The sequence below is a fragment of the Streptomyces sp. NPDC045846 genome, from assembly GCF_056431605.1.
Genome location: NZ_JBWKKJ010000010.1, coordinates 346,392 through 372,995, shown reverse-complemented (window position 1 = coordinate 372,995; position 26,604 = coordinate 346,392). Strand labels below are relative to the sequence as shown.

Annotated in this window: 24 protein-coding genes; 15 read left to right on the top strand and 9 right to left on the bottom strand. The window is 73.3% G+C overall.

The features are described 5' to 3' along the window. Positions 1–26 precede the first annotated feature (26 nt). Genes AC07F3_RS28720 through AC07F3_RS28700 form a run of 5 tightly spaced genes read left to right on the top strand, consistent with a single transcriptional unit; the run spans position 27 to position 6,534 of the window. Positions 27–983, top strand: a complete 957-nt coding sequence (locus tag AC07F3_RS28720) for a cobalamin biosynthesis protein (protein ID WP_479117313.1) — start codon at positions 27–29, stop codon at positions 981–983. Beyond that, positions 965–2,506, top strand: coding sequence for a cobyric acid synthase (locus AC07F3_RS28715; RefSeq protein WP_479117312.1), 1,542 nt, complete (start codon positions 965–967; stop codon positions 2,504–2,506). The genes AC07F3_RS28720 and AC07F3_RS28715 overlap by 19 nt, the downstream gene beginning before the upstream one ends. A 52-nt stretch (positions 2,507–2,558) precedes the next feature. Continuing rightward, positions 2,559–4,586 (top strand): putative cobaltochelatase, encoded by a 2,028-nt coding sequence (locus AC07F3_RS28710; protein ID WP_479117311.1) that lies wholly within the window; start codon positions 2,559–2,561, stop codon positions 4,584–4,586. Continuing rightward, positions 4,586–5,194 (top strand): cob(I)yrinic acid a,c-diamide adenosyltransferase, encoded by a 609-nt coding sequence (cobO, locus tag AC07F3_RS28705; protein WP_479117310.1) that lies wholly within the window; start codon positions 4,586–4,588, stop codon positions 5,192–5,194. Before AC07F3_RS28710 ends, cobO begins: the two co-directional genes overlap by 1 nt. Continuing rightward, a complete protein-coding gene (locus AC07F3_RS28700) occupies positions 5,188–6,534 on the top strand; it encodes a cobyrinate a,c-diamide synthase (RefSeq protein ID WP_479117309.1) in 1,347 nt (448 codons plus the stop codon). The genes cobO and AC07F3_RS28700 overlap by 7 nt, the downstream gene beginning before the upstream one ends. Positions 6,535–6,539: 5 nt before the next feature. Here the strand turns inward: AC07F3_RS28700 and AC07F3_RS28695 are convergent, their stop codons facing one another. Beyond that, positions 6,540–7,262, bottom strand: a complete 723-nt coding sequence (locus AC07F3_RS28695) for a ZIP family metal transporter (RefSeq protein ID WP_479117308.1) — start codon at positions 7,260–7,262, stop codon at positions 6,540–6,542. A gap of 88 nt (positions 7,263–7,350) precedes the next feature. Here AC07F3_RS28695 and cobC point away from each other — a divergent pair, with 88 nt between their 5' ends. Beyond that, positions 7,351–8,889 (top strand): Rv2231c family pyridoxal phosphate-dependent protein CobC, encoded by a 1,539-nt coding sequence (gene cobC, locus AC07F3_RS28690; RefSeq protein WP_479117307.1) that lies wholly within the window; start codon positions 7,351–7,353, stop codon positions 8,887–8,889. Positions 8,890–9,286: 397 nt separating this feature from the next. Here cobC and AC07F3_RS28685 read toward each other — a convergent pair whose 3' ends face one another. Continuing rightward, the gene (locus tag AC07F3_RS28685; protein WP_479117306.1) at positions 9,287–10,234 is read right to left on the bottom strand and encodes an SCO1860 family LAETG-anchored protein; all 948 of its coding nucleotides are present in this window, start codon (positions 10,232–10,234) and stop codon (positions 9,287–9,289) included. A gap of 363 nt (positions 10,235–10,597) precedes the next feature. Here AC07F3_RS28685 and AC07F3_RS28680 point away from each other — a divergent pair, with 363 nt between their 5' ends. Continuing rightward, positions 10,598–11,194, top strand: a complete 597-nt coding sequence (locus AC07F3_RS28680) for a TetR/AcrR family transcriptional regulator (RefSeq protein WP_479117305.1) — start codon at positions 10,598–10,600, stop codon at positions 11,192–11,194. Positions 11,195–11,301: 107 nt separating this feature from the next. Then, positions 11,302–12,501, top strand: a complete 1,200-nt coding sequence (locus AC07F3_RS28675) for an MFS transporter (protein WP_479117304.1) — start codon at positions 11,302–11,304, stop codon at positions 12,499–12,501. Here AC07F3_RS28675 and AC07F3_RS28670 read toward each other — a convergent pair. After that, positions 12,479–13,564, bottom strand: coding sequence for an amidohydrolase family protein (locus AC07F3_RS28670; RefSeq protein WP_479117303.1), 1,086 nt, complete (start codon positions 13,562–13,564; stop codon positions 12,479–12,481). The genes AC07F3_RS28675 and AC07F3_RS28670 overlap by 23 nt on opposite strands. Positions 13,565–13,642: 78 nt before the next feature. On the opposite strand from AC07F3_RS28670, the gene AC07F3_RS28665 reads away from it, so the two are divergent. The 6 genes from AC07F3_RS28665 (at position 13,643) to AC07F3_RS28640 (ending at position 18,999) form a co-directional block, all read left to right on the top strand. After that, positions 13,643–14,737 carry a pyridoxal-phosphate-dependent aminotransferase family protein gene (locus AC07F3_RS28665; protein ID WP_479117302.1) on the top strand — a complete coding sequence of 365 codons (1,095 nt, stop codon included), beginning with the start codon at positions 13,643–13,645 and terminating at the stop codon, positions 14,735–14,737. Positions 14,738–15,050: 313 nt separating this feature from the next. Further along, on the top strand, positions 15,051–15,572 hold the full coding sequence (ectA, locus tag AC07F3_RS28660) for a diaminobutyrate acetyltransferase (RefSeq protein WP_479117301.1): 522 nt from the start codon (positions 15,051–15,053) through the stop codon (positions 15,570–15,572). Then, positions 15,569–16,837, top strand: a complete 1,269-nt coding sequence (gene ectB, locus AC07F3_RS28655) for a diaminobutyrate--2-oxoglutarate transaminase (RefSeq protein ID WP_479117300.1) — start codon at positions 15,569–15,571, stop codon at positions 16,835–16,837. Before ectA ends, ectB begins: the two co-directional genes overlap by 4 nt. A gap of 51 nt (positions 16,838–16,888) precedes the next feature. Continuing rightward, positions 16,889–17,293 (top strand): ectoine synthase, encoded by a 405-nt coding sequence (locus tag AC07F3_RS28650; RefSeq protein WP_100574374.1) that lies wholly within the window; start codon positions 16,889–16,891, stop codon positions 17,291–17,293. Positions 17,294–17,295: 2 nt separating this feature from the next. Next, complete coding sequence (gene thpD / locus AC07F3_RS28645) at positions 17,296–18,156, top strand: ectoine hydroxylase (protein WP_479117299.1); 861 nt, start codon at positions 17,296–17,298, stop codon at positions 18,154–18,156. A 174-nt stretch (positions 18,157–18,330) separates the two neighbouring features. Beyond that, the gene (locus tag AC07F3_RS28640) at positions 18,331–18,999 is read left to right on the top strand and encodes a hypothetical protein (RefSeq protein ID WP_479117298.1); all 669 of its coding nucleotides are present in this window, start codon (positions 18,331–18,333) and stop codon (positions 18,997–18,999) included. On the opposite strand, the gene AC07F3_RS28635 is transcribed toward AC07F3_RS28640, so the two are convergent. The 4 genes from AC07F3_RS28635 to AC07F3_RS28620 all read right to left on the bottom strand — a co-directional run bounded on the left by AC07F3_RS28635 (position 18,974) and on the right by AC07F3_RS28620 (position 22,616). After that, positions 18,974–19,675: a hypothetical protein gene (locus AC07F3_RS28635; protein ID WP_479117385.1), complete on the bottom strand. Its 702-nt coding sequence runs from the start codon at positions 19,673–19,675 to the stop codon at positions 18,974–18,976. The genes AC07F3_RS28640 and AC07F3_RS28635 overlap by 26 nt on opposite strands. 56 nt (positions 19,676–19,731) lie before the next feature. Next, on the bottom strand, positions 19,732–20,781 hold the full coding sequence (locus tag AC07F3_RS28630; protein WP_479117297.1) for an aminotransferase class V-fold PLP-dependent enzyme: 1,050 nt from the start codon (positions 20,779–20,781) through the stop codon (positions 19,732–19,734). 83 nt (positions 20,782–20,864) lie between these two features. Continuing rightward, a complete protein-coding gene (locus AC07F3_RS28625) occupies positions 20,865–21,572 on the bottom strand; it encodes a DsbA family oxidoreductase (RefSeq protein WP_479117296.1) in 708 nt (235 codons plus the stop codon). Positions 21,573–21,656: 84 nt separating this feature from the next. Further along, positions 21,657–22,616 carry a GlxA family transcriptional regulator gene (locus AC07F3_RS28620; protein ID WP_479117295.1) on the bottom strand — a complete coding sequence of 320 codons (960 nt, stop codon included), beginning with the start codon at positions 22,614–22,616 and terminating at the stop codon, positions 21,657–21,659. 70 nt (positions 22,617–22,686) lie between these two features. Here AC07F3_RS28620 and AC07F3_RS28615 point away from each other — a divergent pair, with 70 nt between their 5' ends. After that, positions 22,687–24,066, top strand: coding sequence for an MFS transporter (locus AC07F3_RS28615; RefSeq protein WP_479117294.1), 1,380 nt, complete (start codon positions 22,687–22,689; stop codon positions 24,064–24,066). Positions 24,067–24,378: 312 nt separating this feature from the next. Here the strand turns inward: AC07F3_RS28615 and AC07F3_RS28610 are convergent, their stop codons facing one another. Next, positions 24,379–24,990, bottom strand: coding sequence for a DUF1349 domain-containing protein (locus tag AC07F3_RS28610; protein WP_479117293.1), 612 nt, complete (start codon positions 24,988–24,990; stop codon positions 24,379–24,381). After that, positions 24,987–26,516: an aldehyde dehydrogenase (NADP(+)) gene (locus AC07F3_RS28605; RefSeq protein ID WP_479117292.1), complete on the bottom strand. Its 1,530-nt coding sequence runs from the start codon at positions 26,514–26,516 to the stop codon at positions 24,987–24,989. Before AC07F3_RS28605 ends, AC07F3_RS28610 begins: the two co-directional genes overlap by 4 nt. Between the last annotated feature and the right edge of the window lie 88 nt (positions 26,517–26,604).

Sequence of the window (26,604 nt, the reverse complement as noted above, 5' to 3'; positions counted from 1 at the left end):
CCGCGACGCCCTGGCGGGCTGACCGCATGCGGGCCGATCGCACCTTCGCCTACGGCGCCACCGCCGGACTCCTCGGCGACCTCCTGCTCGGCGATCCACGCCGCGGGCATCCGGTCGCCGCGTTCGGCCGCGCGGCCGGCGCCGTCGAGCGCGTCCTGTGGCGCGACCACCGCGGCCGGGGCGCGCTGCACACCCTGCTGTGCGCGGGCGGCGCCGCGGGCGCCGCGGCCCTCCTCTCCCGCGCCGTACGGAACCGACCGGCCGCGTCCGTCGCGCTGACCGCCGCCGCCACCTGGGCCGTGGTGGGCGGCACCTCGCTCGGCCGCGAGGCGCGGGCGATCGGCGGCGCGCTCGCCGCGGGCGACGTGGAGGTGGCCCGGGAGCGCCTCCCGCACCTGTGCGGGCGCGACCCGCAGTCCCTGGACGCCGACGGCATCGCGCGGGCCGTCGTCGAGTCGGTCGCCGAGAACACCTCGGACGCCGTCGTCGGCGCCCTGGTGTGGGGCGCGCTCGCGGGAGTGCCGGGCCTCGTGGGCTTCCGGGCCGTCAACACGCTGGACGCGATGGTCGGGCACAAGTCGGCCAGGTACCGCAGGTACGGCTGGGCCTCGGCGCGCCTTGACGACGTGGCGGGCTGGCCGGGCGCCCGGCTCACCGCCGCGCTCGCCGCGCTGGCCGGCCCGGACACCAGGGGCGCGGTACGGGCCTGGCGGGCCGATGCCGCCCAGCATCCGAGCCCCAACGCGGGCCCCGTCGAGGCCGCGTTCGCGGGCGCTCTCGGCGTACGCCTGGGCGGCACGCTCTCCTACGCCGGACGCGTCGAGCACCGGCCGGTCCTGAACGGCCCGGGGCGGGCCGTGGAAGTCGCCGACATCGAACGGGCGGTACGGCTCTCGCGCACGGTGGGCTGGCTGACGCTGGCCACGGCCGTCGCGGCGAGGGCCGCTGTGAGGAAGGGACGTATATGGGTGGCGGGCTGCTGATCGCGGGCACGACCTCGGACGCGGGCAAGAGCGTCGTCACGGCCGGGATCTGCCGGTGGCTGGTCAGGCAGGGCGTCAAGGTCGCGCCGTTCAAGGGCCAGAACATGTCGCTGAACTCGTTCGTCACGCGCGAGGGCGCGGAGATCGGCCGGGCGCAGGCGATGCAGGCACAGGCGGCGCGCGTGGAGCCCACCGCGCTGATGAACCCCGTGCTGCTCAAGCCCGGGAGCGACCGCTCGAGCCAGGTCGTCCTCATGGGGAAGCCGGTGGGCGAGTTGAGCGCCCGCGGGTTCTTCGGCTCCGCCGACCCGTCCTCGGGCCGGGCCCTGCGCGGGGGCGGCCGGGAGGCGCTGCTCGGCACCGTCCTGGAGTGCCTGGAGGAGCTCCGGGGCACGTATGACGCCGTGATCTGCGAGGGGGCGGGCAGCCCGGCCGAGATCAATCTGCGGCGCACCGACATCGTCAACATGGGCATCGCGCGGGCCGCGCGGCTGCCCGTCGTGGTGGTCGGCGACATCGACCGCGGCGGGGTGTTCGCCTCGTTCTTCGGGACGACGGCGCTGCTGAGCCCCGAGGACCAGGCGCTGGTCGCCGGGTACGTCGTCAACAAGTTCCGGGGCGACGTCTCGCTCCTGGAGCCCGGCATCGAGATGCTGCGCGGCCTCACCGGCCGGCACACCTACGGGATCCTGCCGTACGCCCACGGCCTCGGCATCGACGAGGAGGACGGGCTCAGGGTGTCGATGCGCGGCGCCGTGCGCGAGTCCGTGGTGGCGCCGCCGGTCGGCGAGGACGTGCTGCGGGTCGCGGTGTGCGCGGTGCCGTTGATGTCCAACTTCACCGACGTGGACGCGCTCGCGGCCGAACCCGGGGTGGTCGTCCGCTTCGTGGACCGGCCCGAGGAGCTCGCCGACGCCGACCTCGTGGTGGTGCCGGGCACGCGCGGCACGGTGCGCGCCCTGGAGTGGCTGCGCGAGCGCGGCCTCGCGGCGGAGCTGGCGCGCCGGGCCGCCGCGGACCGTCCGGTGCTCGGCATCTGCGGCGGCTTCCAGCTGCTCGGCGAGCACATCGAGGACGACATCGAGTCGAAGGCGGGCTCGGTGCCCGGCCTCGGACTGCTGCCGGTACGGGTGCGGTTCGCCGTCGACAAGACCCTGGCCCGGCCCGTCGGCGAGGCCCTCGGCGAGCCCGTCGAGGGGTACGAGATCCACCACGGCGTGGCCGAGGTCCTGGGCGGGGAGCCGTTCCTGGACGGCTGCCGCGTCGGCGCGGTGTGGGGCACGCACTGGCACGGCTCCCTGGAGAGCGACGGGTTCCGGCGCCGCTTCCTCGAAGAGGTCGCCGGGGCCGCGGGCCGCCGGTTCGTGCCCGCTCCGGACACCTCGTTCGGGGCGCTGCGCGAGGAGCAGCTGGACCGGCTCGGCGACTTGATCGAAGAACACGCGGACACCGGCGCCCTGTTGCGGCTGATCGAGCAGGGCCCGCCCGCCGGGCTGCCCTTCATCCCGCCGGGGGCGCCGTGACCACCCCGGCCGCGCCGCGGCGTACAGCACTACTCGAAGGAGAGATCGGCACATGAGCACCCGGTATCCGTTCACCGCCGTCGTCGGCATGGACGACCTGCGCCTCGCGCTGCTCCTGAACGCCGTCAGCCCGGCGGTGGGCGGTGTCCTCGTGCGGGGTGAGAAGGGCACCGCGAAGAGCACCGCCGTACGGGCGCTCGCGGATCTGCTGCCCGAGGTGGCGGTCGTGGCGGGCTGCCGCTTCAGCTGCGACCCGGCCGCGCCCGACCCGCGGTGCCCGGACGGCCCGCACGAGAGCGGACCGGGTGCTGCCCGCGCGGCCCGCATGGTCGAGCTCCCGGTCGGCGCCTCCGAGGACCGCCTGGTGGGCGCCCTCGACATCGAACGGGCCCTCGGCGAGGGCGTGAAGGCCTTCGAGCCGGGTCTGCTCGCGGACGCGCACCGCGGCATCCTGTACGTCGACGAGGTCAACCTGCTGCACGACCACCTCATCGACCTGCTGCTCGACGCCGCCGCGATGGGGTCCTCCTACGTCGAGCGCGAGGGCGTCTCGGTGCGGCACGCCGCCCGGTTCCTCCTGGTCGGCACCATGAACCCCGAAGAGGGCGAGCTGCGGCCGCAGTTGCTCGACCGGTTCGGCCTGACCGTCGAGGTCGCGGCCTCGCGCGAGCCCGAGCAGCGCGTCGAGGTGGTGCGCCGCCGCCTCGCGTACGACGACGACCCGGCCGCCTTCGCCGCGCGCTGGGCCGAGGAGGAGGACGCGCTGCGCCAACGGATCGTGGCGGCGAGGGAGTTGCTGCCCTCGGTCGTGCTCGGCGACGCGGTGCTGCTCCAGATCGCGGCCACCTGCGCCGCGTTCGAGGTGGACGGCATGCGCGCCGACATCGTGATGGCGCGCACGGCCACCGCGCTCGCCGCCTGGGCGGGGCGCACGGAGGTGACGAGCGAGGACGTCCGCCAGGCCGCGCTGCTCGCGCTGCCGCACCGCCGCCGGCGCAACCCCTTCGACGCGCCGGGCCTCGACGAGGACAAGCTCGACGAGACCCTGGAGCAATTCCAGGACGAGAACGAGGGCGACGACGATCCGGACCCGGGCCCCGAGGGCCCCGGCGGCGGTGGCGGAGGCGGCGGGGTGCCGCCGCAGGGCGACTCCCCCGAGAGCCCTGACGGGTCCGACGCCACCCCGGACACGTCCGACGCCCCGGAGCCGCCCGCCGCGCCCACGCCGAGCGGTCCCGGCGAGCGGGGAGCGGTGAAGGCCGCCGAGCCGTTCCGTACGAAGATGCTGAGCGTGCCGGGGCTCGGCGAGGGTGCGGCGGGCCGCCGCTCGCGGGCCCGCACCGACCACGGCCGCACCACCGGTTCGCGCCGCCCCCAGGGAGCGCTCACCAAGCTGCACCTGACGGCGACCGTGCAGGCCGCGGCGCCGCACCAGCGGGCGCGCGGCCGCTCGGGCCGCGGCCTCGTCGTACGCCGTGACGACCTGCGCCAGGCCACCCGCGAGGGCCGCGAGGGCAACCTCGTGCTCTTCGTGGTGGACGCGTCCGGGTCGATGGCGGCCCGGCAGCGGATGAGCGCGGTCAAGGGCGCGGTGCTCTCGCTGCTCCTCGACGCCTACCAGCGCCGCGACAAGGTCGGTCTGATCACCTTCCGCGGCAAGGAGGCCGAGGTCGCGCTGCCGCCCACCTCGTCGGTGGACGCGGCCGCGGCCCGGCTCGAATCGCTGCCGACCGGCGGGCGCACCCCGCTCGCGGCCGGGCTCCTCAGGGCCCATGACGTGCTGCGCGTGGAGCGGTTGCGCGATCCCTCGCGGCGGCCGCTGCTCGTGGTCGTCACCGACGGCCGGGCGACGGGCGGCCCCGAGCCGGTGGTGCTCGCCGGGCGCGCGGCCCGGCTGCACGCCGCCGAGGGCACCGCGTCGGTCGTCGTGGACTGTGAGTCGGGCATGGTGCGGCTGGGGCTCGCCGGGGAGCTGGCGCGCGAACTCGGCGGCAGCGCCGTCACGTTGGACGAGCTGCGGGCGGACGCGATCGCCGGTCTCGTCAAGGACGTTCAGGGAACTTCGAGGAGGGCCGCTTAATGCCGCAGGGACAGGTCAGTGTCGTACCCGAGGACGGTCTGACGACCCGTCAGCGTCGCAACAGGCACCTGGTGATGGTGCACACCGGTGTCGGGAAGGGGAAGTCGACGGCCGCGTTCGGGATGGCGCTGCGCGCCTGGAACCAGGGCTGGCCGGTCGGGGTGTTCCAGTTCGTGAAGTCGGCGAAGTGGAGGGTCGGCGAGGAGAACGCGCTGAAGGTGCTCGGGGCGTCCGGCGAGGGCGGCCGGGTGGACTGGCACAAGATGGGCGAGGGCTGGTCCTGGATCCAGCGCGAGACCGCCGAGGGCGAGCCGACCCACGAGGAGAAGGCCCGCGAGGGCTGGGAGCAGGTCAAGCGCGACCTGGCCGCCGAGACGTACAAGTTCTACGTGCTCGACGAGTTCGCCTACCTGCTGCACTGGGGCTGGGTCGACGTCGACGAGGTCGTCTCGGTGCTGCGCGACCGGCCGGGCACCCAGCACGTGGTCATCACCGGCCGCAACGCGCCCGAACAGCTCGTGGAGTTCGCGGACCTGGTGACGGACATGTCCAAGGTCAAGCACCCGATGGACGCCGGTCAGAAGGGCCAGCGGGGCATCGAGTGGTAGCACGTCTCGTCATCGCCGCCCCCGCGTCGGGCAGCGGCAAGACCACCGTCGCGACCGGCCTGATGGCCGCGTTCGCTCGCTCGGGGCTCGCCGTGTCCCCGCACAAGGTGGGCCCCGACTACATCGACCCCGGCTACCACGCGCTCGCGACCGGGCGGCCGGGCCGCAACCTCGACGCGTACATGTGCGGGCCCGAGCTGGTGGCCCCGCTGTTCGCGCACGGCGCGCGCGGCTGCGACCTCGCCGTGGTCGAGGGCGTGATGGGCCTGTACGACGGGGCGAGCGGGCTGGGCGAGCTCGCCTCCACCGCCCAGGTGTCCAAGCTCCTGCGGGCCCCGGTGGTGCTCGTCGTGGACGCCTCCTCGCAGTCGCGGTCGGTGGCCGCGCTGGTGCACGGCTTCGCCTCCTGGGATCCCGAGGTGCGGATCGGCGGCGTGATCCTCAACAAGGTCGGCTCGGACCGGCACGAGGCGCTGCTGCGCGAGGCGATGGAGGACGTGGGCATCCCCGTCCTCGGCGCCCTGCGCCGCGCCCCCCAGGTCGACACCCCCTCCCGGCACCTGGGTCTGGTGCCGGTCGCCGAGCGGCGGGCCGAGGCGGTGGACGCGGTGGCGGCGATGGGCGAGCAGGTGCGGCAGGGCTGTGATCTGCCGGGGCTGCTGGCCCTGGCGCGGTCGGCTCCGCCGCTGGACACCGAGGCGTGGGCCCCGGGCTTCGAGTCCTCCCCTGACTCCGCGCGGCGGCCGGTCATCGCCGTCGCGGGCGGCTCGGCGTTCACCTTCTCCTACGCCGAGCACACCGAACTGCTCACCGCCGCCGGAGCGGAGGTGGTCACCTTCGACCCGCTCAACGACGAGCAACTCCCGCTCGGCACAAGCGGGTTGGTGATAGGCGGCGGGTTCCCCGAGGTGTACGCGGCCGAGCTCTCCGCCAACGAACCGCTGCGCAAGGCGGTCGCGGAGCTCGCCCGCTCGGGGGCGCCCGTGGCCGCCGAGTGTGCGGGGCTGCTCTACCTCGCGCGCTCGCTCGACGGGCGGCCCATGTGCGGGGTGCTCGACGCCGACGCGCGGATGTCGGGGCGGCTCACCCTCGGGTACCGGGAGGCCGTGGCGGTGCGGGACAACAGCCTGGCCGCCGCCGGGACGAGGCTGCGCGGCCACGAGTTCCACCGCACCGTCATCGAGCCGGGCGCGGGCGCCGACCCCGCGTGGGGCATCGTGCACCCGGAGCGCCGCGTCGAGGGTTTCGTACAGGACGGTGTGCACGCCAGCTATCTGCACACGCACTGGGCGGCCCGCCCCGAGGTGGCCGCCAGGTTCGCCGGGGCCTGCGCGCGATGACCCGCTCAGCCGGCGAAGCCCACCACCAGCCAGATGAACCCCACGCCCGCGACGGTGAACAGCAACGTCGACAGGGCGGGGTGCTCGTGGTGGGCCTCGGGGAGGATCTCGGCGGCGGCCAGGTACAGGAGCACGCCGCCGAAGAAGCCCAGATAGCTGCCGAGCAGCTGCTCCGGAAGAGTGAACAGCAGCGTCGATGCGGCCCCCGCCATCGGGGCCAGCGCGTCGGCGAACAGCATCGCCACCGCCTTGCGCTTCTCGTTCCCGTACAGGCTGGTGATCGTGTACGTGTTGAAGCCGTCGGCGAAGTCGTGGGTGATGACGGCGAGCGCCACGGCGACGCCCATCCCCGCGCCCACCTGGAAGGCCGCGCCGATCGCGATGCCGTCCATCAGGCTGTGCCCGACCATCGCGGAGGCGACGGTGACGCCGACCTGCGGAGCCCGGTGCCCGCCCGCCCCGTGGGCGGCCTGACGCACGGCGAGCACCCGCTCGACGACGTGCGCGAAGAGGAAGCCGCCGACGAACAGGAGCAGCGCCCGGGGCACTCCGAAGAGGTCGTCCCCGGCCGCGTCCAGGGCCTCCGGCAGCAGGTCGAGCCCGACCACGCCGAGCATGAGTCCGCCCGCGAGCCCGAGCACCAGGTGGCGCCGGTCGGTGACCCGCTGGGCGGTCCAGCCGCCGACCAGCGTCATCAGGAACGCGCCGAGCGCGACGAATACCGCCATGCGCCCTTGCTAACCGACGGGGCCCGTACTCCGCACGTCCACGTCCGGGCCCGCCGCCGCCCGCGAGCGGCCTGAGAGGATCCCCGCCATGCCCGACGCCGCCCGTACTTCCCAGGCCGCCGGGGCGCCGCTCGTCGTGGGCGTCGGCGCGTCGAAGGGCGTGTCCGCCGAGGAGGTCCTCGGCCTCATCGGGGCCGCCCTCGCGGACGCGGGCCTGGATCCGCACGGAATCGGCGAACTGGCCACCGTGGACGGCAAGTCGACGGAGCCGGGAATCGTCGGGGCCGCGGCGCGACTCGGGGTACCCGTCGTGGCGTACGCGGCCGGTGAGCTCGCGGACGTGCCGGTGCCCAACGGCTCGGAGGCGGCGCTCGCCGCGGTCGGAACCCGTTCCGTCGCGGAGGCCGCCGCGCTGGCCGGAGGCGGTGAACTGCTGGTGCCCAAGCGGAAGTCGAACCCCGCGGGACGAACCGCCATGGCGACGTGTGCGATCGTACGTCGACCCCACCTCCGGCCGTTCGCCGACCACCGCGACGGACCCCCCACCAGGAGCGAAGCCATGTCCATCCCCACCACCGAGCCCCTGCACGACCTGCGCCACCACGGCGACGCCGAGGTCCGCGACGACGGCGTCGAGCTGACCGACCTCGCGGTGAACGTCCGCTCGGACACTCCCCCGGCCTGGCTGCGGGAGCGCATCGCCGACTCGCTGACCGGGCTCGCCGCCTATCCGGACGGGCGGGCGGCCCGCGCGGCGGTGGCGGCGCGGCACGGCCTCCCGGTGGAGCGGGTACTGCTGACCGCGGGCGCCGCCGAGGCCTTCGTCCTGCTGGCCAGAGCGCTGACGTTCCGTCACCCCGTGGTCGTCCACCCGCAGTTCACCGAGCCGGAGGCGGCGCTGCGCGACGCCGGGCACGAGGTGCGGCGGGTGCTGCTGCGGGCCGAGGACGGCTTCCGGCTGGATCCCGCCGCCGTCCCCGAGGAGGCGGACCTGGTGGTGGTCGGCAACCCGACGAACCCCACCTCCGTCCTGCACCCCGCCGACACCCTGGCCCGGCTCGCCCGTCCCGGGCGGACGCTGGTGGTCGACGAGGCGTTCATGGACGCGGTGCCGGGCGAGCGCGAGGCCCTGGCGGACCGCACGGACCTGCCCGGCCTGGTCGTGCTGCGCAGCCTGACCAAGACCTGGGGCCTGGCGGGGCTGCGGATCGGCTACGTCCTCGCCGACCCGGAGACCGTCGCGGCCCTCCAGCGGGCCCAGCCGCTGTGGCCGGTGTCGACTCCGGCGCTGGTCGCCGCCGCCGCCTGCATGGAGCCCCGCGCCCTCGCGGAGGCCGAGGCGGCGGCGGTACGGATCGCCGAGGACCGGGCCCATCTCCTCGCCGGGCTCGCGGAGTTCGACGAGGTCCAGGCGGTCGACGCGGCCGAGGGGTCGTTCGTGCTGGTACGGATCGAGGGGGCGGCGCGCGTCAGGGAGCGGCTGCGGGGGCTCGGGTTCGCGGCTCGGCGGGGTGACACGTTTCCGGGGCTGGGGGGTCAGTGGTTGCGGCTCGCGGTGCGGGACCGGGCCACCACGAACCGCTTCCTCCAGGCCCTGGACCAGGCCCTGACCCTGACCCACCCCTAACCCCGGGTCTCCGCCCCGGACCCGCCGAGGGGCTCCGCCCCTCGAACCCCGGCGGGGGCTCCGCCCCCACACCCCCGTTCGCGCCTGAACGGCGCTCGTCCTCAATCGCCGGACGGGCTGAGTTGCCCATGCTGACCAGCACCGGTACTGCTAAGGGGCGCGGGGAACTGCGCGAAGAGCGACCACGGTCCGCAGACGAAAACGGGTTGAGGGGCGCGGGGAACTGCGCGAGAAGCGAGCACGGTCCGCAGACGAAAACGGGTTTTAGGGGCGCGAGGAACTGCGCGAGCAACCCGGCGCGGGCGGAGGGACGCAGGGGGCCCGGGGTCGCGACCCCGGGGTGGCACAAGGGCCCTGGGGGCGGGCGGCGCGCACGCGCCCCCAGGGTCCCGGAGGCTCAGCCCCGCCCAGCCCGCCGCCGGCTGAGCACGAGCACCCCCGCCCCACCCACCAGCAGAACCGCCGCCCCGCCCACGAAATAGGGCGTGGCCGAACTCCCCCCGGTCTGGGCCAGCGCCGTGCCCGAGGCGACGCTCTGCGTCTTCACGTCGGCGTCGACGGGCCCCTTGCGCGGGTCACCCGTCGCGCCCGTGCTCTTGGGCGGCCGGGGCGCCTCACAGGTCGCCTCGGCGAGGGTGACCTCGCCCTTGACGTCGGCGACGTTCAGGTGGAGCGGATTGACCGAGACGGCGAGCCGGAGCGCGACGGCCGCGGCGGTGCGCGAGGTGGTCGTGGTCTTCGAAAGGTCGAGGCCGACCTCGCCGACCCCCGGCACCCGCACCCGCGTGGTCCCGCTCGCGGACAGCGTGACCCTGCGGCCGAGCACGGTCACCGCGCCGAGCACCTGGGACGTGGCGACCGGCGCGCGGCCCGCCTCGCAAACCGCGCTGGAGGTCACCTCCCCCACCTCGATGAGCGAGAGCAGGGGGAGCCCGGGCAGGTGGAGGCGGGCGTTGACGAGCCGACTGGCCCCCTCCGCCTTCCTCGCGTCGGCGCTCGCCCTGGCCGTGGCCACGTCCGCCTTCAGCACGTGGACCGGCTGCCCGCCGCCGACCCCGTCCAGCTTCACCGTCAGCGCGGTCTTCTCGGCACCGGCCGGGGCGGAGACCTCGTTGAGCGTGGCCTTGAGCGGCACGTCGACGGTCTTGTCGAGCAGGGAGACGTCGAGCCCGGTGCGCAGCACCACCGCACTCGCACGGCCTCCGCCGTCGCCTTCGGCGCCCGTGGCCCGCGCGGGCGCGGCCAGCAGCAGCGGCCCGGCGGCCACCGCCACACAGGCCGCGACGGCGGCGGAGCGACGGACGGCCGGACCGCTCGCGGGCAGGCGGAAGTTGTTGCTGTTCACAATGGTGGAACCCCCACAGGAGACATGGCTGACCGGACACCCCGCCACGGGGACTCGTGGGACTCCTGCGAATCGAGGGGCGCACCGGCGACTTGAGACACCGCATCTTTACGCACGGAGAGTGAACTGGCGCTCACCTGAAGCGAGTTCACCCCAAAGGGTGGTTTCCGTGCTCATATTCGATTCCTCCGACACAGGCGTTCCCAGCCGTCACGCCCGACACCACCCCGCACCCCGTACGCCGCCCCACCACCCCGGCGCGCGCATAAAAGACTTCAACGATCCGCCCACGCCATACGTAACGTCGGGTCAACTCACCGATGTATTGGACAGGTCGATTCAAAACCGTGCTACGTTACGTCCATGGCCCGACCGAGACAGTTCGACGAGGAGCGGGCCCTGGACGCGGCGATGCGCGCCTTCTGGGCGAACGGCTACGAGGCCACCTCGACCCAGGACCTGTGCGAAGCCACCGGACTGGGCCGCAGCAGCATCTACAACACGTTCACCAGCAAGCACGACCTCTTCGAGCGGGCGCTGGGCCGCTATGTCGACATGATGACGACGGCCCAGCTCGACCTCCTTCAGGACGAGCGGCGCAGTCCCCTGGAGCGGATCCGGGCCCTGTTCGCCACCGTCGTCGACGACGAGATGAGGGAGCGCCGCGACGGGCGGAGCATCGGCTGCCTCGCGGTCAACGCCACCGTGGAGCTCGCCCGTCGCGACGCCCGGGCCGCCGACCTCCTGGAGCGCGACCTGGCCCGCCGCCTCGACGCGCTGAGCGCGGTCCTGGCGACCGGCCAGAGCGTCGGGGAGATCGCATCCCGCCGCGATCCGCTCACCCTGGCGCGCTACCTGAACTCGGTGATCGCCGGGTTGCGCGTGACCGGCCAGGGCGGCGCCGACCGGGCCACCCTGGAGGCCGTCGTCGACACGGCCCTGGACGCGCTCAACCACTGACCATTTCCGTCAACTCCCGCCTCATGCGGCCTGGTTGACGCGTACCCAAGTTTTGTACTGATCCATCCATAACTTTGCCGACCGCCACCACCGGGAGCACACCTGCCATGCCTCGTGCCGTATATGTCCTGGCCCTGGGGATCTTCGCCATGGTCACCAGCGAGTTCGTCGTCGCCGGGCTGATGCCGCAGATGGCCGAGGGGCTCGACGTCACCGTCCCCCAGATCGGCTACCTCATCACGGCGTTCGCCCTCGCGATGGCCTTCGGCGGTCCCTTCCTGACCGTGGGGGTGATGCGACTGCCGCAGCGGACGGCGCTGATGGTGCTCTTCGGCGTCTTCCTGGCGGGCAACGTGCTGGCCGCGACCGCCACCACGTACCCGGTCATGCTGCTGGCCCGGGTCGTCACCGGCACCGCCTCGCAGGCCTTCTTCGGCGTATCGCTGTCGATCTGCGCCCAGCTCACCCGCCCCGAGCAGCGCGGCCGGGCCACGTCCGTCGCGCTCAACGGGCTGATGCTCGGCACTCTGCTCGGGCTGCCGTTCTCCACCCTGATAGGCGAACACCTGGGCTGGCGCGCGGCGTTCTGGGCGATCACGGCCCTGACCGTCGCCGCCGCGCTGTGCACGCTCGCCGGGGTGCCCCGGCTCGACCGGGCCGATGACGCCGGTGGCATCCGTCGGGAGCTGACCGTCTTCCGGCGCCGCAGGCTGTGGCTCGCGCTCGTCACCAGCACCTTCATCATCGGCGCGACCTTCTCGGCGTTCAGCTACTTCACCCCGATCCTGACCGAGGTCACCGGCTTCGGCACGGGCGTCGTCCCGGTGCTGCTCATCGCGTACGGGGCCGCGACCGTGATCGGCAACCACGTCGTGGGCCGGCTCGCCGACCGGTACGCCCTAAACGTGCTGGCGGCCGGGCTGGTGCTGAACCTCCTCTTCCTCACCGGCTTCGCGCTCCTGGCCCGACTCGCCCTGCCCGCCGTGGTGTTCATGCTGGGCATCGGCCTGGTCGGGGTCACCATGAACCCGGCGATGGTCACCCGCGTCCAGCGGATCGCCAACGCCCGGCCCCTGGTGAACTCCGTGCACTCCTCGTTCATCACCCTCGGCGTGGGCATCGGCTCCTCGCTCGGCGGGGTCGGCGTCAACCACTTCGGGCTGCGGGCGCCGCTGTGGCTCGGCGCGGCGCTGGCCGCGCTCGGCGCCCTCAGCCTGCTGCCCGAGCTGACCGCCCGGCGGCGTACGGCCGAAGTCACCCTGCCGGAAGCCGAGTTGGTGGCCGTCAGCCCACAATCCGGCCGTTGAGCACGACCCGGCCCGGCGCGGCGAGGACCCGGACGTCGGCGCGCGGGTCCTGGTCGTAGACCACCAGGTCGGCCGGGGCGCCCTCCTCCAGGGCGGGGCGTCCCAGCCAGCTCCGGGCGCCCCAGGCCGTTGCCGAGAGCGCGTCGAGCGGCGGGATGCCCGCCTTCACCAGCTCGGCGACCTCGGCGGCGACCAGCCCGTGGGCGAGCGAGCCACCCGCGTCCGTACCGACGAAGACGGGCACCCCGGCGTCGTAGGCCGAGCGCACGGTGTCGTAGCGGCGCTCGTACAGCCGTCGCATGTGGGCCGACCAGTCGGGGAACTTGGCCTCGGCGCCGTCGGCCATGTGCGGGAACGTGGCGATGTTGACCAGCGTCGGGACGATCGCCACGCCGCGCTCGGCGAACAGCGGAATGGTGTCCTCGGTCAGGCCCGTCGCGTGCTCGATGCAGTCGATGCCCGCCTCGACCAGGTCCCTGAGCGAGTCCTCGGCGAAGCAGTGCGCGGTGACCCGGGCGCCGAGCCGGTGGGCCTCGGCGATCGCGGCCTCGACCTCGCCGCGCGGCCAGCAGGCCGCCAGGTCCCCGGCGTCCCGGTCGATCCAGTCGCCGACCAGCTTGACCCAGCCGTCCCCGCGCCGGGCCTCCCGGGCGACGTAGGCGACCAGGTCACCGGGCTCGATCTCGTGGGCGTAGTTGCGGATGTAGCGGCGGGTGCGGGCGATGTGCCGGCCCGCCCGGATGATCTTCGGCAGGTCCTCGCGGGCATCGATCCAGCGGGTGTCGGAGGGCGAGCCCGCGTCGCGGACCAGCAGGGTCCCGGCGTCGCGGTCGGTGAAGGCCTGCTTCTCGCTGACCTCGTCGGGCACCGGCCCGTGCTGGTCGAGACCCACGTGGCAGTGCGCGTCGACCAGGCCCGGCAGCGCCCAGCCGGTCACGGTCACGCTCTCGCCCGGCGGCCGCTCATAGGTGATCCGCCCGTCGACCGCCCACAGTTCGTCCCGTACGTCCTCGGGCCCCGCCAGGACGCGCCCCTTCACATGCAGCACCGTGCGATCGCTCATGGTCAGCACTGTACGAGGCGCTCGGTAGTCTCCCTCCAGAGGATGCACGACCCGACTTGAACCGAAGAAGGCACCGCCGTGACGCACCCGCTCCTGGACCTGGCCCCGCTGACCGCCGACCATTTCGCGGCGATCGAGCGACGGGTGGCCGCCCTGCTCGACACCCGGCAGGACGTGGTGATCATGCAGGGCGAGGCGCTGCTCCCCCTGGAGGGCTGCATCCGGGGCGCGGCCCACCCCGGTTCGACCGCGCTCAACGTGGTGACCGGCCCCTACGGGCAGACCTTCGGCAACTGGCTGCGGGACTGCGGGGCCGAGGTGATCGACCTGGAGGTGCCGTTCCACGCGGCGGTCACCGCCGAGCAGATCGACCGATCGCTCACCGACCACCCGGAGATCGACTTCGTTTCGCTGGTCCACGCCGAGGCGGCGACCGGCAACACCAATCCGATCGCGGAGATCGGCGAGGTCGTGCGTCGGCACGGCGCCCTGTTCATGCTGGACGCGGTGGCGTCGGTGGCCGCCGAGCCGCTGCGCCCGGACGCCTGGGGCGTGGACCTGTGCGTGATCGGCGCGCAGAAGGCGATGGGCGGCCCGGCCGGTGTCTCGGCGGTCTCGGTCAGCGCCCGCGCCTGGGAGCGCATCGCCGCCAACCCGAAGGCGCCGCGCCGCTCCTACCTCTCGCTCCTGGACTGGAAGGAGCGCTGGATCGACGGCGGCCGCAAGGCGCTGCTGCACGCGCCCGCCCAGCTGGAGATGCTGGCCCTCGAAGCGTGCCTGGAGCGCATCGAGTCCGAGGGCCTGGACGCGGTGACGGCCCGGCACGCCTCGGCCGCGGCCGCCACCCGGGCGGGCGCGCTCGCGCTCGGCGGGCTCGCCCCCTACGTCCACGAGGCCGCGGACGCTGCCCCGGTGGCGACGACCCTGCGCGCTCCCGAGGGAGTCGACGCCTCCCAACTGGTCACCAAGGCGCTCGCCTCCGACCCCTCGCTGCCGCTGATCGCGGGCGGCGGGGCGCTGTCGGCGACGATGATCCGGGTCAACCACTACGGCGTGGACGCCACCCGGGGCGCCGTGCAGTCCTCGCTCGCGGCGCTGGGGGCGGCGCTCGGCGAGTACGGGATCGCGGTGGACCTGGAAGCTGCCCGCAAGGCTGTTTCCGAAACCTGGTGACACTTTGCCCGCGATCCCCCGGCGCATAAATCGCAACTGAATTCCGAAAAACGTTCCGTAAAACGGGAAGCTGCTTATCCACCGCAGCTTCCCGTTTTCTTCTGCCCCGACTTTCCGAGCTCAAACGCAAAGGTTTCAACAAGGTTCCGGGGCCGTCACAACGGTGTGATCGACTCCACAACCGTTCCGGTTTGTCCGGTAATTACCGGACAAACCACCTCGCGCACATGCTCGCGTGATAACACGAACGCTCTCCTCGCGCACCCCCTGCGGGGAATGCAATTTCAATTTCCGGTCGGTAAATTCGCTCGGCATGACCGCCGCGCAAACAGCAGTCCGAATCGAAAGCCCACGACTGGAGGACGGAGCCGCGATCTGGCGCATCGCCCGTGACTCCGAGGTGCTCGACCTCAACTCCTCGTACAGCTATCTGCTCTGGTGCCGGGACTTCGCCGGGACCTCCGTGGTCGCCCGCGACGGCGACGGAGAGCCGATCGCGTTCGTCACCGGATACGTACGCCCCGACCGGCCGGGCACCCTGGTCGTCTGGCAGGTCGCCGTCGACCGCGCCCACCGGGGCCACGGGCTCGCGGGACTGCTGCTCGAAGCGCTGACCGCGAAGGTGACCGCCTCGCACGGGGTCAGCCGCCTCGAAACGACGGTGTCGCCGGACAACACCCCTTCCGACCGGCTCTTCACCTCGTTCGCCAAGCGGCGCGGCGCCGCCCTCGACCGTGAACTCCTCTTCGACGCCGGGCTGTTCCCCGACGACGGGCACCAGCCCGAAGTCCTCTACCGCATCGGCCCCCTCCACCCCCAGGGAGAATCGCTGTGACCATCACCCCGCCCGCCCTCAGTGTCTTCGAGTCGCTCGAATCGGAGGTGCGCAGCTACTGCCGCGGCTGGCCCGCCGTGTTCGACCGTGCGCAGGGTGCCCGCCTCACCGACGAGGACGGCCACAGCTACCTGGACTTCTTCGCCGGGGCCGGCTCGCTCAACTACGGCCACAACAACCCCGTTCTGAAACGGGCGTTGCTCGACTACATCGAGCGGGACGGCATCACGCACGGCCTGGACATGGCGACGACCGCGAAACGGGCGTTCCTTGAGACGTTCCAGAACGTGATCCTGCGCCCGCGCGACCTGCCGTACAAGGTCATGTTCCCCGGCCCGACCGGCACCAACGCGGTGGAGGCCGCGCTGAAGCTGGCCCGCAAGGTGAAGGGCCGCGAGTCGATCGTCTCCTTCACCAACGCCTTCCACGGCATGTCCCTCGGCTCGCTCGCGGTGACCGGCAACGCCTTCAAGCGGGCCGGGGCCGGGATCCCGCTGGTGCACGGCACCCCGATGCCGTTCGACAACTACCTCGACGGCCGGGTGCCCGACTTCCTGTGGTTCGAGCGCCTGCTGGAGGACCAGGGCTCCGGCCTCAACAAGCCGGCCGCCGTGATCGTGGAGACCGTGCAGGGCGAGGGCGGCATCAACGTGGCCCGGCCCGAGTGGCTGCGCGCGCTCGCCGACCTGTGCCGGCGCCGCGACATGCTGCTCATCGTCGACGACATCCAGATGGGCTGCGGCCGCACCGGCGCCTTCTTCTCCTTCGAGGAGGCGGGCATCGTGCCGGACATCGTCACCGTCTCCAAGTCGATCAGCGGCTACGGCCTGCCCATGTCGCTCTGCCTGTTCAAGGGCGAGCTCGACGTGTGGGAGCCGGGCGAGCACAACGGCACCTTCCGCGGCAACAACCCGGCGTTCGTCACCGCGACCGCCGCGCTCAACGCGTACTGGGCCGACGGCCAGATGGAGAAGCACACCCTGGCGCGCAGCGAGCAGATCGAGCAGGCCCTGCTCGCGCTGTGCACCGAGCACACCCGCCTCGGCGCGAGCTACCGCGGCCGCGGCCTGGTGTGGGGACTGGAGTTCGCCGACCCGGCCCGCGCCTCCGAGGTCTGCGCCCGCGCCTTCGAGCTGGGCCTGCTCCTGGAGACCTCGGGTCCCAAGAGCGAGGTGGTCAAGCTGCTGCCGCCGCTGACCATCACGCCCGACGAGCTCGACGAGGGCCTGCGCTCGCTGGCCCGCGCGGTCGCCGCGACCGTCTGACGCCCGCACCCCACGCCGTACGCAGAACAGAGAGAAAGGCACCAACTCACCGTGATCGTCCGATCGTTCAAGGACATCGAGAACACCGACCGCCACGTGAAGGCGGCCTCCGGCACCTGGGAGAGCAAGCGGATCGTGCTCGCGAAGGAGAAGGTCGGCTTCTCCCTGCACGAGACCGTCCTGTACGCGGGCACCGAGACCTCCATGTGGTACGCCAACCACATCGAGGCGGTCCTGTGCACCGAGGGCGAGGCCGAGCTCACCAACGAGGAGACCGGCGAGACCCACTGGATCGAGCCGGGCACGATGTACCTCCTGAACGGCCACGAGCGCCACACGCTGCGCCCCAAGACCGACTTCCGCTGCGTCTGCGTCTTCAACCCGCCCGTCACCGGACGGGAGGACCACGACGAGAACGGCGTCTACCCCCTGCTGACCGAACCCGAGGAGGGCTGACCATGACCGCCCAGGATCTGTACCCCACGCGTGGCGCCGCCGAGGTGATCACGCCCCGCCAGGACCCGGTCGTCTGGGGGCCGTCCGCCGGACTCGAATCCTTCGAGCAGGACGGCTTCCTCGCGATCGACCAGCTGCTCACGGACGACGAGGTGGCGCTCTACCGCTCGGAACTCGAGCGACTGATCGCGGACCCCGCCGTACGCGCCGACGAGCGGTCGATCATCGAACCGCAGTCGCAGTCCGTGCGTTCGGTCTTCGAGGTGCACCGGATCAGTGAGCTCTTCGGGCGGCTGGTCCGCGACGAGCGGGTGGTGGGCACGGCCCGCCGAATCCTCGGCTCGGACGTGTACGTCCACCAGTCGCGGATCAATGTGAAGCCGGGCTTCGGCGCCTCGGGCTTCTACTGGCACTCGGACTTCGAGACCTGGCACGCCGAGGACGGTCTGCCCAACATGCGGACGGTCTCGGTCTCGATCGCGCTGACCGAGAACCACGACACCAACGGCGGCCTGATGATCATGCCCGGCTCGCACCGGGACTTCCTCGGCTGCGCCGGTGCCACCCCGAAGGACAACTACAAGAAGTCCCTCCAGATGCAGGACGCGGGCACGCCGTCCGACGAGGCCCTCACGAAGATGGCCGACCGGCACGGCATCCGCCTGTTCACCGGCCGGGCGGGCTCGGCGACCTGGTTCGACTGCAACGCGATGCACGGTTCGGGGGACAACATCACCCCGTATCCGCGCAGCAACGTCTTCATCGTGTTCAACAGCGTGGAGAACGCGGCCCAGGAACCCTTCGCGGCCCCGATCCGCCGCCCCGAGTTCATTGGGGCCAGGGACTTCACGCCGGTGCGCTGAACTTCCCCGGCCGGGGGTCCGGGGGTTGGCCCCCGGACAGACACAGCATTGGGGCCAGGGACTTCACGCCGGTGCGCTGAACCTCCCCGGCCGGGGGTCCGGGGGTTGCCCCCGGGCCCCCGGCGTCTGTGGCGCGTTCATCTCGCGCACAGAGATCGTTGGTACGGTCCCCCCATGTCCATGGTCGATGAATCTTCACGAACCCCCGTCTCCGCCGCCGACGTCGAGCACTCCGTGCGGCTGTCCGTCACCGCGCTGCGGGCCGGACTCGCGGCGGACTGGAGCGTGAAGGCCGGAACACTGGAATGGGACTGCTGGGAGACCGTCGAGCACCTCTCGGACGATCTCTTCGCCTACGCGGTGCAGCTCGGTCCCGCCCAGCCCCCGCTGGACGGCGAGGTGCCGTACCTGTGGGAGGCGAAACGCCCCGGCGGCCCCCGCAACGCGGTGCACGCGGACCGCACGGCCGGGCCCGCCGGGCTGCTCCAGACCCTGGAGGCCAGCGGGGCCCTGCTCACCGCGATGGTGCGCACCGCCTCGCCCGACGTACGGGCGTACCACGGCTTCGGCGTCTCGGACCCGGAGGGGTTCGGCGCGATGGGGATCGTCGAGACCCTGCTGCACACGCACGACGTGGCCGAGGGTCTGGGCCTGACCTGGGCCCCGCCGGCGGGTCTGTGCGACCGGGTGCTCGCCCGGCTGTTCCGGTACGTGCCGGACGACCCGGACCGCTGGCAGGTGCTGCTGTGGGCCGGGGGCCGGGCGGACCTGCCGGGGCGGCCGCGCCCGGCCACCTGGCGCTGGTACGGCGAACCGCTCAGCTCGGGCGCAGCCACACTCTGAGCGGCCCGGTCGCGGTGAACCCCGCGCGCAGGGCCGCGTCCAGGTCCTCGCCGCTCTCGTAGCCGACGACCGGGAGCCCGGGCCACAGGTGGGCGGCGGTGGCGAGGCAGCCGGCCCAGGCCGCGTCCTGGTCGCCGCCGACGGCGTACAGGTTGGAGATCCCCACGACGCCGCCGCTCCGGCTGGCGACGGCTCCCGCCACCACCTCGCCCCGCGCGTCACGCGCCGCCAGGAAGGTGTGGCCGGGCTCGGCGAGCAGCCCGCGCGGGAAGAGCCCCTCGCTCTCCCCCTCGGACCAGGCCCGCTCCCACCGCGCCAACTCACCCTCGGTGCGCACCCGTTGCCACACCTCGCCGGTTGCCTCCGGGGCCGGGCGGTGGATCCACCGCGCCTCGAAGAGCACCTCGAAGCCGTGGCCGCTCAGGTCAAGTACGGCGAAGCTGTCCTTCACCGACGCGCCGGGCAACGTGAGGTCGATGCGGCCGACGATGTCACCGGGCGACGCGTCGGGGGTGAGCGTCACCGCGTCCGGATAGTAGGGCGGGGTTCTGCGCGGGCTGGTCCAGGCGTACGGCCCCGACTCCCCCACGATGCCGTGCGCGCGGCAGAGCGCGGCGCACCACGCGGCGTTGTTGCGGGCGGCTTCGCGCGCCCGGCCGGGGCTGCTGGTCTCCATGGTCACGGCCCGATCCTGCCCGCACCGCCGGGCCGTGACCAGCGAATTCGACGCGGTCAGCGGGCGGACAGCAGATCGAGCAGCCGGTCCACGTCCTGGGCCGAGGTGTAGAGGTGGAAGGCGGCGCGCAGATTGCCCGCGCGGTTGGAGAGCTCGATGCCGGCGCGGCTCAACTCCTCCTGGCGGTGGCCGAGTCCGGGCACCGCGACGATCGCCGAGCCGGGCGCGGCCACCGGCTCGTGGCCGAGCGTGGCCAGTCCGGCGCGGAAGCGGTCGGCGAGGGCGGTGTTGTGCGCCCGGATGCGCTCGGTGCCCAGCTCCTCGACGAGGGCCAGGGAGTGCCGGGCACCGGCGTACGAGAAGAGGGCGGGGCTCTCGTCGAACCGCCGCGCGGAGTGGGCGAGTTCCTGAACGGGCCCGTAGCAGCTGTCCCAGGGGTGCTCGCCCGCCACCCAGCCCGCGAAGAGGGGGTGGAGGCCACCGAGGTCGTCGGGCACGGTGAGGAAGGCGACCCCGCGCGGGGTGGCCAGCCATTTGAAGCCGACGGTGACGGTGTAGTCGTACGCGTCGGCCTCGATCGGGAACCAGCCCGCGCCCTGGGACACGTCGACCAGGGTGCGCGTGCCGTGGGCGCGGGCGGCGGCGCGGATCGCCGGGAGGTCGGCGATGCGGCCGTCGGTGGACTGGACCGCGCTGACCGCGACCAGCGCGGTGCCCGGCCGCACCGCGTCGGCCAGCCCGTCCAGCGGGACGGTGCGCACCTTCAGGTCGCGGCGCAGGTGGAACGGGTTCACGACGGAGCTGAAGTCGGCCTCGGCGACGAGTACTTCGGCGCCTTCGGGCAGCGAGGCGGCGACGAGGCCGGTGTAGACGGCGACGGACGCGCCGGCCGCCACGCGCCGGACCGGGACGCCGGCGAGCCGGGCGTAGGCGGCGCGGGCCGCCTCCACGTCGCCGAACATGTCGGTGGGGCGACCGGCGGCCGATGCGGCCACGGCTTCGCCCATGGCCGCCACGGTCCGGGCGGGCAGCAGCCCGGTGCTCGCGGTGTTGAGGTAGGTGGTCCGTGGCGCGAACACGCCGGGCGCGAGGGAGTCCAGTTCCATGGCTCCACCCTGAATCCCCGCCACCCCCAAGTCAATTGGGCAAAATTGACTGATATCCCCAAGCAAGTCTTATGACACGGGGGTCAGCGGGGGACCTCGCAGCCCTCGGGTCCGCACGCCTCCGCGTCGCCCTCGACGATCTTCAGGGCCGGGGTGCGCGCCTGCCAGGCCTGCTCAAGAGCCTGCGTGAAGACCTCGGCGGGCTGGCCGCCGGAGATCCCGTACGTGCGGTCGAGCACGAAGAACGGCACGGCGTTGGCGCCGAGCTCGGCCGCCTCGCGCTCGTCGGCGCGCACCTCGTCGGCGTAGGCGTCCGCGTCGGCCAGGACCGCACGGACCTCGTCGGCGTCCAGGCCGGCCGCGACCGCGATCTCCACCAGGACCTCCGGGTCGAAGACGGAGCGCTCCTCGGCGAAGTTGGCCCGGTAGGCGAGGTCGAGCAGCTCGCTCTGGCGGCCGCGCGCCTTGGCGAGGTGCAGGATGCGGTGGATGTCGAAGGTGTTGCCGTGGTCACGGCCGTCGGCCAGGTAGCCCAGGCCCTCGGCGTGCGCGTTGGAGGCGACGTGCGCCTCCATCTCGCGGGCCTCGTCGAGGGTGCGGCCGTACTTCTTGGCCAGCATCGGGATGACCGGGCCGACGTCGCCCTTGGGGCGGCCGGGGTCGAGCTCGAAGGAGCGGTGGACCACCTCGACGTCGTCGCGGTGGGCGAACTCCGCCAGGCCCTTCTCGAAGCGGGCCTTGCCGATGTAGCACCACGGGCAGGCGATGTCGCTCCAGATCTCGACGCGCATGTCACTTCTCTCAGTTTGTTGAAGGTCGTACGGTTTGCGACAACGCGTCCGGCGCCCGCCCCATTCCCGGCCGCCCCGCCCGGCTCAGGACGCCGCGGCCAGCCTGCTGAAAGTGGCCCGGTAGGCGCTCGGCGTGAGCCCGGTGCGCCGCACGAGGTGACCGCGCAGGGAGTCCGCGCTGCCCAGGCCGCTGGCCTCGGCGACCTGGTCCATGGCGAGGGTGGTCGTCTCCAGGAGCTCCTTGGCCCGCTCGATGCGCTGGTGCAGCAGCCACTGGAGCGGGCTCACCCCGCTCTCGGCATGGAAGCGCCGGGTCAGGGTGCGCACGCTGACGCCCGCGTGCCGGGCCAGATCGGTCAGGGTGAGCGGCTTGTCGAGGTTGCGCATCGCCCAGCCCCGGGTGTCCGCGCAGACCACCCCGCGCTCGGCGGGCAGCGGGGTCTGGGTGAACTGGGTCTGCCCGCCCGGCCGCACCGGCGCGACCAGCGCCTGCCGGGCCACCCTGTTGGCGACGGCCGCGCCGTAGTCGGTGCGGATGACGTGCAGGCACAGGTCGATCCCGGCCGCGTACCCGGAGGAGGTCATGACGTTGCCGTCCTGGACGTACAGGACGTCGCCCTTGAGGTCGAGCGCCGGGTAGCGCCTGCGCAGCTCCTCGGCGAGTTCCCAGTACGTGGTGGCGCTGCGCCCGTCGAGCAGTCCGGCCTCGGCCAGCACGAAGGCGCCGCTGCAGATGGACGCGACCCGCACCCCGTCGGCGGCCGCCCTCGCGACCACGGCCACGGTGCGCGGATCGGGCTCGTAGCGCTGCCCGGTCCCGGCGACGAGGACCGTGTCGGCGCCCTCGACCGCGTCGAGGCCCCGGCTCACGTACAGGTCGAGGCCGCCGGTCGTGGCGATCGGCCCGGGGTCGGGGGTGCAGACGACCACCTCGTAGCCGGGCCCGCCGTCCACCTCGACCTTGCCGAAGAGCAGCTCGGGGATGGCGAGGTTGAACATCGAGACGGGCGAGGGCGCGATCACGGCGACCCGGTGCAGCGACATGGCCAGAACCTCCGGACGTATGGCATTCGAGCCACTACTGTACGCGGCCCGCCCTCGCCAAGCTGGAGGCATGTCACCGAACGCCGCACTCCAAGCCCCGCCCGCCGAACGCCAGTTGACCCCGAGGCCGCCGCGCGGAACCTCCCCCGGCCTCACCCTGGCCGCCTCCCTGCTCGGCTTCGCCCTGATCACCCTGGACGCGTCCGTGGTGAACGTGGCGCTGCCAGCGATCGGGAGCGACCTCGGCGGCGGCATGGCGGGCCTCCAGTGGGTGGTGGACGCCTACACCCTCGCGTTCGCCGCGCTGATGCTCTCGACCGGAGCCTTCGCCGACCGGATCGGCTCGGCGAAGGCCTACGCGCTCGGCACGGTCGTCTTCACGCTCGCCTCGGCGGCCTGCGGCCTGGCCCCGGGGCTCGGCGTGCTGATCGGCGCCCGCGTCGTGCAGGGCGTGGCGGCCGCCGTGGTCCTGCCCGCCTCGCTCGCCCTGGTGCGCCAGGCCTATCCGGATCCGGAGCGGCGGGCCAGGGCGGTGGCGCTCTGGGCGGCCGGGGGCTCGGTCGCCGTGGCGCTCGGCCCGGTCGCGGGCGGCGCCCTGACCACGGTCTGGGACTGGCGCGGCATCTTCTTCATCAACCTGCCGCTCGGCCTCGCGGCCCTCGCCCTGACCGCCCGCGCCCCGCGCACCGAGCGCCGCCCCGCGCCGCTCGACCTGCCGGGCCAGCTGGCGGCGGCCGTCGCCCTGGCCGCGCTCGCCTTCGCGGTGATCGAGCAGGGTGCGGTACGGATCGTGGCGGGCGCGCTCGCGCTGGCGGCGGGCGTGGCCTTCTGGCTGATCGAGCGCCGGGTGGCGCACCCGGTGGTGCCGCTCGGCCTGTTCCGCAGCCGGACGGTGGTCGTCGCGATCGGCGCGGGGGCCGCGGCCAGTGTCGCCTTCTACGGCGTGATCTTCGCCTTCAGCCTCTACTTCCAGCGGGTGCGGGGCGAGTCCGCGCTGGCGGCGGGGCTGATGTTCCTGCCGATGACCGCGCTGATCCCGGTGGTCAACGTGCTCTCCGGGAAGCTCTCGAACCGCTTCGGCGCCCGGGTCCCGCTGCTGTTCGGCCAACTGCTCGCGCTGGTCGGCCTGTTGGTGCTGCTCCTCGCCGACGAGCACACCCCCACGCTGCTCGCCGCGTTCCTGATGGTCCCGCTCGCGCTCGGCTGCGGCATCTCGGTGCCCGCGCTGACCGCCGCCATGATGGAGGCGCTGCCGCAGGAGCGGGCGGGGCTGGCGGCGGGGGTGCTCAACGCGGGGCGGCAGGTCGCGGGGGCGCTCAGCATCGCGGTGTTCGGCACGTTGGTCGCGGGCGGGGGCGGGTTCGTGGCGGGCCTGAGGACGAGTCTGCTGATCGCGGCGGCCCTCTTCGCCCTCTCGGCCCTGTCCACCCTGCGCCTGCGCACGAGGTGACCCCGGGGCTCCCTCCCCACCCCGCCCCTTCCCCAGACCCTCCGGGGGAGACGGCTCGGCTGCGGACCGTGCGTGGTTGCTCGCGCAGTTCCCCGCGCCCCTGACAGCACCCGTGCTGGTCGGCATGGACACCCTCAGCCCGTCCGGCGCTTGAGGACGAGCGCCATTCGGGCGCGAACGGGGTCTGGGGCGGAGCCCCAGGCAGCTGGACCAAGCCGCAGCCGAACGAATACCCCCGGAGGCCACGCGGCGGAGCCGCAGAGTGTCACAGCGGGAAGGGGCGGGGTGGGGAAAGGAGCCCACCCCGCCCCCTCAGCTCGCGTCCCGCAGATCCTTCGGCGCGAACCCCCGGAACTCGACGGAGTCGAAGGCCACCGCACACCCCTCCCCCACGGGAGACTGGGCCAGGAACCCCACCCGCGCCACCGCACTCTCCCCCGCCGTGCCGAGCGCGAAGACCCGGACGAAGACCCAGCGCTCGCCGTCCAGCGAGGCGTGGAAGGCGAACGCCTTGCCGGTCCGGCTGACCCGCAGCCAGACGCTGTCGCCGTCCACCTCCCAGGAGTTCGCGTCGTCGGAGAGCCCGCGCGTGACGACCGTGCAGATGGTCGGCCGCCGCGGCGAGAGCTCCAGACAGAGCTTGGCCCACTGCCGCTCGCCCACGTGGACGTACAGGACCCCCGCGTCGAAGGGCGCCTCGAAGGAGACGGTGGCCCGGGCGATCAGCTGGAAGTCGCCCGCCGGGGCGGTCCCGAGCAGCCGGGGCGCGTCCCCGGCGGGCTCCAGGCTCTCCCCCGCCGGGGGCACGAACCGGTCCTGGCGGGCTCCGGCCCGTACCGAGAGCACCCCGTCGTCGTACGTCCAGGGCACGTCCGGACCGTACGGCTCCAGCGGGAAGGGAAGTTCGGGCAGGCGCACCGTCATCCGAGGGTGCCGTTCACGCGGCGGGGCAGCCCCAGCGGGTTGTCGTCGCGCAGTTCCGGCGGCAGCAGGGCCTGAGGGGTGCTCTGGTAGGTGACCGGGCGCAGCCAGCGCTCCACGGCGGTGGCGCCGACCGAGGTGGAGGTGGACGTGGCCGCCGGGTAGGGGCCCCCGTGGTGCTGGGCGGGGGCGACCGCGACCCCGGTGGGCCAGCCGTCGACCAGGACGCGGCCCGCCAACGGGGTTATTTCCGCCAGGAGTTGGGCGCCGCGCCCCTCGCCCGCCGCCTCCGCGGTGGAGAGCTGGAGGGTCGCGGTGAGGTTGCCCGGGAGGCGGGAGAGCACGGCGGTGATCTCTGCTTCGTCGGCGTACCGGGCGATAACGGTGACCGGGCCGAAGCACTCCTCCAGGAGCAGGTCGTGCTCGCCCTCCTCGGTGAGCAGGGCCGCCGGTACGGTCAGGAAGCCGCCGCTCACCGTGTGCTCGCCGCCCGCGCCGGGCGTGACCGGGGCCTCGACGCCCGTCAGCGCGGCCCGCTCGGCGACCCCCGCCACGAACGCGTCCCGCATCCGGTGGTCGAGCATGACCCCGGGGTCGGTGTCGCAGACCGTCGCCGTGAGGGCCTTGAGCAGGGCGTCGCCCGCCTCACCCTGGGGGGCCAGCACGAAGCCGGGCTTGGTGCAGAACTGGCCGACGCCCATGGTCATCGAAGCGCCGAGTCCGGCCCCGATCTGCTCGCCGCGCTCCTCGGCGGCGGCGGCCGTCACCACCACGGGGTTCAGTGAGCCGAGCTCGCCGTGGAAGGGGATCGGCACGGGCCGTGCGGCCGCCGCGTCGAACAGGGCCCGCCCGCCGCGCACCGATCCGGTGAACCCGGCGGCCGCCACCAGCGGATGGCGTACGAGCTCGACGCCCGCGGTGAAGCCGTGGACCAGCGTCACGACGTCCTCGGGAAGTCCGGCCTGGACCGCGGCGCGGCGCAGCAGCGACACACAGAGTTCGGAGGTGGCCGGGTGGTCGGGGTGCGCCTTGACGACGACCGGGCAGCCCGCCGCGAGGGCGCTGGCGGTGTCGCCTCCGGGGACGGAGAAGGCGAGCGGGAAGTTGGAGGCCGAGTAGACCGCGACGACGCCGAGGGGGATCTTGACGCGCCTGAGGTCGGGCCAGGGCGGGGTGCGGGAGGGGTCGGCGTGGTCGATGCGTATGTCGAGGAAGGAGCCGTCCTCGACGGCCTCGGCGAAGGCCTTCAACTGGGCGCTGGTGCGGGCGAGTTCGCCCCTGAGGCGGACCGGGCCGAGCGCCGTCTCGGCATCGGCGGCCTCCACGACGTGGTCGGCCGATGCGTCCAGGAGGTCGGCCGCGGTCCGCAGGAAGACGGCGCGTACGCTCAGGTCGGCCAGGGTCCCGCGTACGGCCCAGGCGGCCCGGACCGCCTGGTCGACCTCCTCGGGCGTGGCTTCGACCGCGACCTCTTCACGCGGCTTCCCCGTTCGGGGGTCGACACTCCAGACTGGTGCTGCTGCGCTCACCGCGTTGTCCTTCCACTGCCGGTCCGCTCTGCCACCCACCAGGACTTGTTCGGTATTCTGAACAGAGTTCCCGATGCTGAATATGCTG